This is a genomic window from Lonsdalea iberica, from assembly GCF_002111585.1.
In the GTDB taxonomy this organism is placed as follows: Bacteria; Pseudomonadota; Gammaproteobacteria; order Enterobacterales; family Enterobacteriaceae; genus Lonsdalea; species Lonsdalea iberica.
This window is the reverse complement of sequence record NZ_LUTP01000026.1, coordinates 1-12,665: the sequence shown is the minus strand read 5'-3', so window position 1 is coordinate 12,665 and position 12,665 is coordinate 1. Positions and strand designations below refer to the sequence as shown.

5 protein-coding genes and 2 pseudogenes are annotated in these 12,665 nt (G+C 59.5%); 5 read left to right on the top strand and 2 right to left on the bottom strand.

Annotated features, from left to right (window positions below; all coding sequences use genetic code 11):
• Positions 1 to 19 precede the first annotated feature (19 nt).
• From bcsB to AU511_RS11155, 4 genes and pseudogenes are all read left to right on the top strand, one after another.
• Positions 20 to 2,322: pseudogene (gene bcsB / locus AU511_RS11170) on the top strand (cellulose biosynthesis cyclic di-GMP-binding regulatory protein BcsB).
• Between the two features lie 5 nt (positions 2,323 to 2,327).
• Positions 2,328 to 3,430, top strand: a pseudogene (gene bcsZ, locus AU511_RS11165) (cellulose synthase complex periplasmic endoglucanase BcsZ).
• A 73-nt stretch (positions 3,431 to 3,503) separates the two neighbouring features.
• Positions 3,504 to 6,908, top strand: a complete 3,405-nt coding sequence (bcsC, locus tag AU511_RS11160; protein WP_240503815.1) for a cellulose synthase complex outer membrane protein BcsC — start codon at positions 3,504 to 3,506, stop codon at positions 6,906 to 6,908.
• Between the two features lie 232 nt (positions 6,909 to 7,140).
• On the top strand, positions 7,141 to 8,736 hold the full coding sequence (locus tag AU511_RS11155; RefSeq protein ID WP_240503814.1) for an EAL domain-containing protein: 1,596 nt from the start codon (positions 7,141 to 7,143) through the stop codon (positions 8,734 to 8,736).
• Positions 8,737 to 8,791: 55 nt separating this feature from the next.
• On the opposite strand, the gene AU511_RS11150 is transcribed toward AU511_RS11155, so the two are convergent.
• Entirely contained in the window at positions 8,792 to 9,943 is a 1,152-nt protein-coding gene (locus AU511_RS11150) for an alanine racemase (protein WP_094109691.1), read from the bottom strand.
• Between the two features lie 323 nt (positions 9,944 to 10,266).
• On the opposite strand from AU511_RS11150, the gene AU511_RS11145 reads away from it, so the two are divergent.
• Entirely contained in the window at positions 10,267 to 11,283 is a 1,017-nt protein-coding gene (locus AU511_RS11145; protein WP_094109690.1) for an acyltransferase family protein, read from the top strand.
• Between the two features lie 89 nt (positions 11,284 to 11,372).
• Here AU511_RS11145 and AU511_RS11140 read toward each other — a convergent pair whose 3' ends face one another.
• Positions 11,373 to 12,539, bottom strand: coding sequence for a pyridoxal phosphate-dependent aminotransferase (locus tag AU511_RS11140; RefSeq protein ID WP_094109689.1), 1,167 nt, complete (start codon positions 12,537 to 12,539; stop codon positions 11,373 to 11,375).
• Between the last annotated feature and the right edge of the window lie 126 nt (positions 12,540 to 12,665).

Below are 12,665 nucleotides of genomic sequence, written 5' to 3'. Positions count from 1 at the left end.
CCCACTAATGATGAACACAATGACAAGAAGATTACGTTGGATCACTTTTATACTATTTGGACTCTCTCCAATGACTCATGCGGACGAGCTCTCCGAGCATGCCGCCCCGGCGGATACGGTTGCCGCCATCGATAATGCCGCGCCGCAGAGCGTGTACGGGCAGACGGAGGCGACGGCGCCGCTGCGCGACAGCCTGCTGCCGTTCAGTCGCCTGGCGCCTCCGCCGGGCAACTTCCAGCTGCAAGGGATGCGCCCGGACGGTCAGATAGAGTTCGGCGTGCGCGGCGATGAGTTGGTCACCCGGGCCGTACTGCAACTGAGCTATCGCCCTTCGCCCGCGCTGCTGCCCTCGCAGTCACATCTGCAGGTATTTCTTAACGACGCGCTGGTGGGCATCGTCCCCATCACGGCCGGACAGTTGGGCAAGAACAACCAGACCCAACTGGAATTGGACCCGCGTTTTATCACCGATTTTAACCGCGTCCGTCTGTCGCTGGTTGGCCACTACAGCAACCAGTGCGAAAACACCACCAATACGGCTATCTGGATGGCGATAGGTCAGGACAGCGCGATGAAATTGACGTTGCAAAAGCTGCCGCTCAAGAATGACCTATCCCACTTTCCAGAGCCGTTCTTTGACAGCCGCGACACTCAGCCGCTTCAGCTACCGGTGGTCTTCTCCGCCCGCCCTTCGACGACCGAACAACGCGCCGCGGCCATATTGGCGTCCTGGTTCGGCGTCAAAGCCGACTGGCGCGGACAGCGTTTCCCGGTACTGTACAACCAGCTACCGTCGCATCAGCACGCCGTCGTCTTCGCCACCAACGCGCACCGCCCGGACTTCCTCAAAGATTATCCGCTGGTCGACAAACCCACCGTGGAGATCCTCAGCCAGCCGGACGATCCGTACAACAAAATGCTGCTGGTGCTTGGCCGGGACGACAGCGATCTGATTACCGCCGTTCAGGGGATCGCACAGGGCGATGTCCTGCTGCGCGGCCAGTCCGCCACCATCGACAGCGTTCGTCAGTTAGCGCCGCGTCTTCCTTACGACGCGCCGAACTGGGCGCATACCGACCGCCCGACCCGTTTCTCAGAGCTGCAGCAGTACGACGCGCAGTTCCAGTCTGACGGGTTGCAGCCCTCGCCGATCTCCTTGCAGCTGAGACTGCCTCCGGATCTCTATCTGGTGCGCGAGCGCAGCATCGACATGAACGTGATCTATCGCTATACCTCGCCGCGACCGAACGACGGCTCTCGCCTGGCCGTGAACCTGAACAATCAGTTTGTGCAGGACATGCCATTGACGACGAAAAACAACAGCGGTCAGTGGCTACTGCACGTCCCGCTGATTCAGGGACAGCAGGACACCAATACGACGGTGACGCTACCCGCGCTGCGCCTCGGGGCGGCGAACCAGCTGCGTTTTGACTTCGACTATGCCGCCCACCAGATCGGCGGCATCCAGGAAGCGCGCTGCGAAACCGTGACGCCGGTCGCTAACCATGTCGTGATCGACGGCGACTCGACCGTCGACTTCTCAGGCTATCGCCACTATCTGGAAATGCCGTCGCTACGCGCCTTCGCCAACGCGGGCTTCCCGTTCAGCCGCCATGCTGACCTGTCACAGACGCTGCTGCTGGTGAACGCGCACCCGCAGCCGGCCCAAATCAGCACGCTGCTGAATGTGATGGGCAATATCGGCGCACAGACCGGCTTCCCGGCCCTCAACGTTCGCATTGCAGACGACTGGGAGCAGGCTGAAAACCAAGACGTGGATCTGCTGATGATCGGCGGACTGCCGGATAATTTGCGCGAAGGTCACGACGTCAATCTGCTGGTGGACGCCACCAAAAGCTGGGTGAAAAAGCCGCTGCGTCAAATGGCGCTGGATACGTCGGTCGCCGCTGCCGAGCGTAAGGCGGAAAGCCAGACCACGATCCTGTCGGAGGGGCCGATGGCCGCTATCGTCAGCTTCCAGTCCCCTTACCATGATCAGCGCAGCGTCGTCGCGTTGCTGGCCGATACCCCGCGCGCCTACGCGCTGCTAAATGACGCGCTGAACGATACCGGCAAACGCGCCGCCCTCTTCGGCTCCGTCTCCATTATTCGCGAGTCCGGCGTCAATAGCCTTCGCGTGGGCGATACCTGGTTCGTGGGCTACCTGCCTGGTGGGAAAGTATCTGGAGCGCGATGGCGTCTCATCCCGTCTGGCTGGCCTCTCTCGCCGTCTTCATGGTCATCCTGTTGGCCTTCATGACTTGGCGACTGATGCGCCATATCAGCCAGCGCCGCCTCGACGACGAGGACGCGTCGCTGTGAAACGGCTGACCGTTTGCTGCTGTGGTTTGCTGGCGCTGCTGTTTGGCAGCGTCACAACCGCAGAGTGCCGCTGGCCGCAGTGGGAGCAGTTCCGGCAGGCCTATATCAGCGCCGACGGTCAGGTCATCGATCCCCACGAGGGCGATCCCATTACGACCTCGGAAGGACAAAGCTACGCGCTATTTTTCGCCCTGGCGGCGAATGACCGTGACAGCTTCGACCGCCTACTGACCTGGACGGAAAACCATTTGGCGGACGGCGATCTGACGCTGCGCCTACCCGGCTGGCTGTGGGGACGCGATACCGCGACCGGTCGCGAGACGCTGTTGGACGATAATTCCGCCGCCGACGCCGATCTGTGGATCGCCTATTCGCTGTTACAGGCCGGAAAGCTGTGGCAAAGCCGCACTTATCAGGTCATGGGCACCCTGCTGCTTCAGCGCATCGCCCGGGAAGAAACGGTCGAGATCCCGGATCTCGGCCCCGTGCTGCTGCCGGGCAAACATGGCTTTGCGTCCCAAACAAGCTGGACGGTGAATCCGAGCTATCTGCCGCCGCCGTTGCTGGCCAGCTTCGCCGAGCAATCCATCCTCTGGTCTCGTCTGCATCGCACGGCAATCAAGCTGTTGACCGATACCGCGCCGCACGGATTCTCACCGGACTGGATCGTCTGGACGTCCGGCGCGGGCTGGCATTTCGATGAGACCAAAGGCCCGATCGGCAGCTATAACGCCATTCGGGTCTATCTCTGGGCCGGTATGCTGGAGAATAGCGACCCCGACAAAGCGCCGCTGTTGCAGGCGTTGATGCCGATGGCCCGCTATGTGGAAGACCACGGCGCGCGCCGGAACGCGTCAATGTCGCGCATGCCGCTGGCGACCCGCTCGGCAACGTCGGCTTTTCCGCCGCGCTGCTGCCGCTGCTCCAGCGTTCACCCGCCCTGTCCGACCAACGCCAAAGAGTGTGGAATACCCCTTTTAGCGAAAAGGCCTATTACCGCACCGTTCTGACCCTGTTCGGCACTGGTTGGGACAGCCACTTTTTCCGCTTTTCGCCGCATGGCGATGTCATCCCCGCCTGGAAAGAAACATGCGTAACCTCAAGATAAACTGGCTGCGATTCATGCTGCCTGCCCTCGCCGGACTGCCACCGCGCCCGCCGTATCCGCCGTCTCTGCGCCCGTGACGGATAACCAGCGCGGCATTTCGCCCGTCAGCTGGCTGCTGCAACAGGTTCGGATGGGGGAAACCACTCACCAGTTGGAGCTGGTGAAGCAGTCGCTCTATCGGCTGGAAAACATCGCGCCCGATAACCCGGATGTCCTCGCCGCCCTGTTGCGACACGCGCTGATGCAAAGCGACAGCACCAAAGCCCAAGGTTATATGGACCGGCTGAACGCCGAGGCGCCGAACTCCGCGGCCGCTCGGGAGTCCGCGGTCAGTATGATGCTGGCGACGGCAGAAGGCCGCCAGCAGTGGCAAGAAGCTCGGCTGCTGGCGGCCTCGGGTCGGCTGGTTGAGGCCAGAGCAGACTACGACGCGCTGTTTCACGGCGTCTACCCCACCGTGGACACGGCTTATGAATACTGGCGGCTGGTGGCACGCATCCCTGGTCAGGAACCGCTGGCGCTGCAACAGTTACAGGCGCTGGAGCGGCGCTACCCCGGCAGCGTTAGTGTTCGGATGCAGATTGCCCGAATGCTGTTCTCGCAGGACGATGTGCCGCAAGCCGTCGCCACGATCCGTGCGCTGGCCGATAATGCGCGCGGGCGCGATGACGCCGCCGAGCTGTGGCTTAAATACATCAAAGCGCAGCCGATTACCGACGACAGCGTGGCGCAACTTCGCGACTATCTGACGGTGTTTCCCAGCGGCGAAGAGTACCAAAACGGGCAACAGGAGCTTACGCGTCAGCAGGCGCTGCTGGCCGACCCGGTCTTTCAACAGCGCGCCGCCAGTCTGACCCGCGTCGCTCGGGGCGAGGGCGCGACGGCCATCCCCGCGCTACAGAAGGCGCTGCGCGCCAATCCCCATGACGCCGAAGTGCTGGGAGCCATGGGACAGGCGCTGGCACGCAGCAATCAGCGCGCTGCCGCGGTCCGCTATTTTGAGCAGGCTATCCAGGCCGACAGCATGAGCTTCAAGGTCGCCAAATGGCAAAGCCTGCTGCAATCCACCCGCTACTGGCTGGCTCTTGATGGCGGAGACAGCGCGCTTGCCACGCGGGATCTTGAAACCGCCGAGCGGCAGTACCGGCAGGCGCGTTCACTGGATGACGGCGACAGCGATGCGGTGATCGGGCTCGGCGACGTGGCGCTGGCTCGCCATCATCCCCGCGCGGCGGAACAGCTATACCGTCAGGCGCTGCAGATGGACAGCAACGCCACGGCGGCGCGGCGGCTGGTGGCGCTCTACCAGCAGGAGTCGCCGCAGAAGGCGATGGCGTTTATCGAGAACGGACTCACGCCCGCGCAGAAACACGCTCTGCTCGCCACCCTTAACGCGCTGCGCAGCGACACGCTGCGAGCTGACGCCGACCGACTGGCCGCTCAGTCTCGCTGGACGCTGGCGGTCGAGAAGTATCGCGAGGCGATCGGCTTCGCGCCGAATGATGTCTGGCTGCACTACCGTCTGGCTACCGCGCTGCGCGCCGCCGGACAGCCTGAGGAAGCCGACCGTGAAATGGAGGCGATGTCACGCCAGCAACCGCACGACGCCACCCGTCTCTACGCCTACAGCCTCTATTTGTCCGGCAGCGATCGGGCCCATCGCGCGCTGGCGCTGTTAAACAGCGTGCCGGAAGCACGTCGTGAGCAGAGTCTGCAGGATCTGATGACTCGTCTGCGGCAGGAAGAAATTTATACCCGCGCCTATGCGCTGCACACCGCCGGACTGGATGCGCAGGCGTACAGCCTGCTGCATACGCTGCCCGACTCGCCGCGCCGCGACATCATTCAGGCCGACTGGGCGCTGGAGCAGGGAGAGGCGAATGCGGCGTTAACTGGCTATCAGCACGCACTGACGCAAGACCGGTTTAATAGCGATGCGCGTATCGGTCAGGCAGAGGCGCTCGCCGCTCTGGGCCATGGACAGGAGGCGCAGGCGACGCTGGATGCGTTGTCGGCGAGCCCCGTCGAACCCTCGTTGGATCAAGGCAGGCGTGCCGCCAATCTCTGGTGGCGCCTGGGTGAACCACAGCGGGCCGATTCACTGTATACGCAGTTGACGCGCCGCGCGGCGCAGACCCCGCCCTCCCCGGACGGCGCGCGGGTCTACCGTGACGCCGCCCGCCTTGCCCGCCAACAAGGGCATCCCGACGAGGCGCTGGAGGACTATCGTCAGGCCATGGTCGACAGCGGCATCACCCCGGCCCCGCCGGGCGATAACGCCGCCTTCACCGCCTTAACTCGCCTGCGCCCGGAAGACAGCTGGCTACAGCGCTCGGTACGAGCCGACGCCGCATCGCTCTATCGTCAGCAGGACACCACGCTGTCGGTGGCGCAGGATTATTCGCGCAACAAGGGGACCGGCGGTCAATCTGACTTCACCGCGCATACCACTATGCTGCAAGGGGAAATGCCGGTTGCCGACGGGCAAGGATTCCTGCGCGTTGATCACGTTGCCGTTTCCGCGGGGAAATTCAGCGCCGCCAACGGCACGCATACCAGCCTGTTCGGCACCTGCGCGGACTCCGGCTGCAGCCGCGATCTGACGCAGCGCGCGGAAGGCGTGGCGCTGGGCGCGGGCTGGCGCAATCAGAACTGGACCGCGGATGTGGGAACGACGCCGATAGGCTTTCGCGTCTTAAACTGGGTCGGCGGCATCAGCCGTGAAATCGACGTCCACGATGCCGGCGTGACTCTTACCGCTTCCCGCCGTCCTATCTCCAGCTCGCTGCTGGCATTCGCCGGCGCGCGGAACCCAGGCGACGGCAACAGCAATACCTGGGGCGGCGTCGTGGCGACGGGAGGCGCGATCGGTCTAAGTTACGATCGCGGCGGCGACCACGGACTGTGGGGCGACATCAGCGCGCATCGACTCGACGGTAAGCATGTCGCCGGGAATCAGCGCCAACGCCTGATGGGTGGGTACTACTACAAGCTGATTAACGAAGATCATCGCCGCGCGACCGTCGGCTTCAACAGTATGTTTTGGCGTTACCAGAAAGATCTCAGCGGTTACACCTACGGTCAGGGCGGCTATTACAGTCCGCAGCGCTATCTGTCGCTTGGGGTGCCCGTCACTTATCGGCAGCGTAGGGATGACTGGTCACTGGATTTGAGCGGCGCAGTATCCTGGTCTCGTTCGAAAACCGCCGGTCAGCGGCGTTATCCGGTCAACCCCGGATTTTTCAGCGATCAGGCCTCGGCCAACGGCAGCAGTCAAGGGATCGGCTACACCTTGCAGGCGCAGGTGGAGCGACGCCTGACGGAACATTGGACGCTGGGCCTCGGCGTCGATATCCAGAAAGCCAAGGACTATACGCCCAGCCATGCGCTCCTCTACCTGCGCTATTCGGAGGCAGGCTGGCAAGGCGATATGGATCTGCCGATCCCGCCGATGACGCCGTACGCGGACTTCAGATAGCGTCTTCTTCGCCGCCGCGATAACACTGTCCCTCCCCGACCTGTCCTTGCGGCAGGTCATTTTTTTCCCCATTGGCCTCAACAACTTTTTTCCTCGGCAGGACGGCGGGTGCTACACTTGTCGCAGAAAGATTTCTGACATAATGCGTCTGGTATAGAACCGCTCTTCGCTGTTCCCCACCCTTTTCACATCAGCAATCATGTTCTGAACCACCTGTAGAATGGAGGCTTCCTTGGTCGTTTATAGTCGCGTTCAGGCTCGTAAATACAGAGCAGGACTTCTCGCTGCCGCTATCTTACCCCTGATCCTCGGCTTCATTTTTAGCTATATCATCGCCAGACAGGATGTGAAGCGCGATCTGGAAGCCACGACACAGGTGATTCTGCATCAGGCGGAAACGATCAACAGCATGGCCTGGAATCAGGTGGCCAAGCTCGCGCCTATGGAGGGGAAATCTTGTGATTCGGTGCTCAACGATCTGATCAGGCAAGGCACGCTCTCCGCCTACTTTCGCTCTCTGGGGCTGCTGCGCGGGCATGATATGTACTGCTCCTCCGTCTCCGGCGATCGCGTCGTGCCTTTTACGCAGATCATTCAGTATCCGTTACCGGTGGTACAGCCCGAAATGTGGAGCCTGTCGGTGCCGCGCACGCGTGGCGTGCCCTCCCGCCCCGCCATCATTTTTACCCGGCAATTTTCGCCGACCTACGGCGCATTTGTGGTGGTCGACGGTCAATATCTGCTCGACTTCATGAGCGCTATTAATAACGCCCGCCCCTATTATCTGACTGTCCAGTTCAACGGCGGTTTTCGTGTCCAGGAAGGCGAACAGCGTCAAATACCGCATTGGTTTATCTCGCCGCTGTTTCATGAACGCGCCTCCAAACGTTATCCAATCATCGTTAGCGCCGAGGTCCAGCCGGAGGAGATACAGCAAGACTGGCTTAATGACTTCCTGACGTTCCTGCCGCTGTCGCTGTTTCTGTCGCTGACCTTCATCTACATCGTGCGTTCCTGGAAAAAGCGCAAGATGTCGCTGCGCGATGAGCTGCGCAAAGGGATTCAATCCAATGAGTTTTCTGTCTATTACCAGCCGCTGTACGATATGAAGACGGAACGCTGTATCGGCGCGGAAGCGCTGCTGCGCTGGTTTAGACCGGGCGGTCGCACCATTAGCCCCGACATATTCATCCCCTCCGCCGAGAACGAAGGGCTGATTATTCCGCTGACCCATCATCTGTTTAAACTGTTGGCCGCAGACGTGAGCCAATGGGCACTGCCGCAGGATTTTCGGCTGGGGATCAACGTGGCCGCGGCGCATATTCACCATCCCAACTTCGTGGAAGACATCCGCCAGTTGGCGAAAACGCTGCGTTCCCAGCACGTTCAGGTCACGCTGGAACTGACGGAGCGCAGTCTGATCAGCGATACGCACGACGTGGTGAAGAAGCTAACGCAGCTTCGGAGCGAGGGCATTCTGATCGCGGTGGACGATTTTGGGACGGGCCACTGCTCCCTGTCCTACTTGCAAATGTTCCCGCTGGACTATCTCAAGATAGATAAAGGCTTCATCGGCACCATCGAATCCGCCAATCAGGACACGCCGGTGCTCGACGCCATCATCAACCTGAGCCACCGTCTGGCGCTGAGAATGGTCGCAGAAGGCGTCAATTCCGCCTATGAATATGATTATCTCAAACGGTGCGGCGTGCAGTTGATGCAGGGATACCTCTATGCTCGTCCGATGAGCAGCGAAGCGCTGATGGCCTGGCTGAAAGAGCAAGGCCAGCAAAAATTCATCGCCCCGTCAGAGACCGAGACAGCGTAACGGCACCCATAACCCGACGCGCGGCGGTCATATCGCCGCCGTCCGCTTTCTACTGCTACAGGAAACAGCCCCGTCCTTCTGTCTGCATCACCTCTCCCGCATCCTCCTCCCCGCGCAATACCCAACTGTTAAACTGCGCCATCACCGCGCAGGCGTGATTGGGGAAGACCCGCATCAGGCTACCCAAACGCGGCGGCTGCCCTTGATGCGGGATAAATCCGTGCTCTTCGGAAAGCTTTTCCACCGTGTAGGCCAGCGGCAGGTGTTCGCTGATGGCAATCCCCCAATGGCTGGCACCCGTGCCATGAGGCCCGCGATCGGACGTCAGCGCTTTTGAACCGGCATCGATAATCGCATAGCGGTCGTTAATGGCCACCACCCGCGCCACGACACTCATCGCCAGGTCGTCCGGCTGGCACAGTCCGAGCCGAATCGCCGTTAAATCCAGCAGCGCATAGTTGCCCGGTCGAATCTCATCCGTCCCGGGCGCAACCGGCGCACCCAGCGCCGTCGGCGTCGCCCCAGTGGAAATGGCGCAGCGGCTGACCGCACCGTGTTGCAGAATACGCGCCTGCAACTGACGCAACAGCGTCGCTTCCTCGGTTGCGATCGTCTGGATCTCCGCCATCCCCGACGCGCCATAGGCGTGACCGGCATGGGACACCAAGCCGCCGAACCGCAGCTCGGGACAGCGGGCGACATGCCCCGTCAGCGTGACGCCGTCTTCACTATGCGGATTGACGCCCACCCGCCCCAACCCCACATCGACCTTTACGTACACCGTGACGGGATCGTGGCCTTGTTCCCGTACCGCGCGGGCGATAGCTTCTACACCCAGCGGTTCGGCAACGATAAAAGACACCCGCGCCCGGCGATAGGCCGCGACGACCAGCAGCTCACGAATGCTCTCGGGGACAATGACCGGATAGGCCAGCAGCACATCCTCAATACCGCCTTCGATAAAGGCGACGCCTTCGCTTGGTTTGGACACCGTGATGCCCGCTGCGCCCGCCGCGATCTGCCGACGAGCAATCACGACGCTCTTATGGGTTTTAACGTGGGGACGTAGGAGCACGCCCCCTTCGTCCGCTTTCAACTGCATTTGTCGCAGATTCCGCTGTAGACGCCGATCGTCGATCTCGATATAGGGCGTCAATCTATCGTCGCGGTAGGGCCGCAGGTAATCCGATCCCCGATTCTGGCGCATGGCAACACTCCTGATGATGAAGAGACAAACGTCGAAGCGGGTCGAAACCCCGTTCGACAGGTCGCGAAACAGCCCGGTTTGGCGTCGGCGACAGAGACTTTCCGATAGTAATACCTCCTCCGTCGGTAGGGGGAAAGTAAAACTGACGCCATCAGCGGTAGGTGATGACCGGATATAAACAGCCGCGATAACATCGCCGCCGGAAAATAGAGATAATTCTGTTTATGATGAGAAAACAGAGTATTTCGTTGAGAATGAAAATAGCTTCACCTACTCTGAGCCACTGAAATAGCCCCTACCCACTGAGTTTCAGAGTACCGACTATGAATAAAAAACTGAGCTATATACAGTACTTGCGTGGTATTGCCGCTATCTTGGTTATTTTCGCGCACACCACTACGGCCATCTATGATGGTGGTATTCAACATGGATACCGACTCGAAGATCTCGGCACGTTGGGCGTCTATATCTTTTTCATCATCAGCGGTTTTATCATGATGAAAACCACGGATAAAAAAAAGTGGTCGCCGCAAGAAGCAAAAACCTTTTTGATCCACCGATTTAACCGGGTAATTCCCCCTTATTGGTTCTGGACAACCGCATTGCTGACGCTGTGGATTGCCGGGCTGGCGTTGAAAAGCCACCACTTCGATATGGGCAAAATTATCAGTTCCTACCTGCTGTTGCCGCGCATTGGCGAGGACGGACGCATCAACCCGATCTTGTCTCAGGGATGGACGCTGATTTACGAAATGTTTTTTTACTGTCTGTTTGCGGTGTGTATTTTCTTCGGTAGGAAAAACCGTATATTGCTGACCCTTTCGTTCTGTTTCCTGCTGTCCTTTCTGATTGGAAAATGGCTTCCGGCGGAGACAGGCGCCAGCCTGTTATTGACCAACCCCATTCTGCTGTATTTTTTGGCGGGAATGGTTATTTTCTTTTTATCCGAGCGATTGACCGTGAAAAACGGTTTCTTATTATCCGCCATGTTTCTGGTCCTTTATCTGGCTTGCCGACTCTTTCAACCCACTTGGCTGCCCGTTGTTTTTTATATCAGCCCGATTTTTATCGTGCTCTTTTCCGCCTGCTCTTTGGAAGGATGGACTTCCCGTACGTTAATGCTCATCGGCGATGCTTCCTACTCTATTTATTTGGCGCACGGATTCGTTACCATGACGCTATCCATGTTGATGAAAAAGCTGTCCGTCAGCGACATCAATCAAACAGCGGTGATTATTATGACCACGCTGGTTTCGTTGGCCTTCGGGATAGTGGCCTACCGGGTGGTGGAAAAACCGCTGACCGCGCTCATCCCTAACAAGCGCGCCGTCAAGGCCTGACGTACCTCGGCGAAGAGGTACGGTGGGAAACATCATGATTCGGTCAGATGCGGTATGTCGGCCGCATCCGACGCCTCGCCGTTAAACGCCTACAGCCAACCCTGAGCTCTGAACTCCCGCATCAGCCGGGTGAAGGTGTGCATCTCTTCCGGCGTTCCCATGGAAATACGACACCAGTCAGTCGCGGGCGGAAAAGCGCGGCCAATCAAGATGCCGTGTTCTTTCATACGCTTCTGATAGCCCTCCAGCGGCACCTTGATGCGATGGAACAGGAAGTTGGCTTCGGACGGGAGATACTCCAAATCCAGCGATTTCAGCGTATCGATCAGAATCTGACGGGAGGTATCAATGGTTTTTTTGCTGTAGTGAATGAAAGCGTTGTCGTCAAGCGAAGCGCTGGCCGCCGCAATCGCGCAATAGTTCAACGACTCGGACGTGTTGTAGTTCGCCATCTTCGCCAGAAATGCGGGATTGCCGATCGCATAGCCCGCGCGCATCCCGGCCATCGCAAAGATCTTCGAGAAGGTTTTCAGCAGGATAATGTTGTCGTACCCTTCACGGATCAGCCCGTCCACCGACCGGAATTGGCGATCGTTAACAAACTCGGCGTAGGCTTCATCCACCAGAAACAGCGTGTTGTTTGGCTTACTTTTGATCCACGGCTCGATCAGATCCGCAGGCGTGATCGTGGCCGTCGGATTATTGGGATTAACGAGGTAGACGATGCTCGGCCCCTCGTAGGACGCGACCGCTTTTTTCATCCCCTCGATATCAAACTTCCAGCCCGGCAACATGGGCAGCCGAACGATATTCATCCCCATGACCTTGGCGTACTTAGGGCCGCCCTCGTAAGTCAGCTCGGGGATGACCAGTTGGGTTTTCTCCGTGCCCAGAGCCTCGAAACTGGACCGAATCCCCTCGCAGGAGCCTTGCAGCATCAGTACTTTGCTTTTATCCACGCCGTGCAGCCCGGCGATTTTTTCCTGCAACTGCCCTTGTTCCTTGTAGGGATAACGGTTGGCTTTGACGATGGCCTGCCGGGCCGCTTCTTGCCCCTTGGGCGACATCCCCAGCGGGTTTTCGTTGTAGTTGATGCGAATCACCGACTCCGTGGCGCCGCTGCCGCTTTCGCCGCGAGCAATAGAGGAAGCCAGCGCCGATTTGTTCAGCCCTGCCAGCGCCAAACCGCCGAGTAACGCCCCTGAATATTTGAACATCTCGCGGCGTTTTTGATTGATATGGGTAAAGTCGCTCATATGCCTGTGACCCCTAGGTGAATATACACAACTTTACACAAGCAAAGGCTATACCAACCGTACACAGGATAGCGTCACGGCATAACCGGTCAGATCCGGATTTGTCGCGAGCAAGGAGAGCCGGCG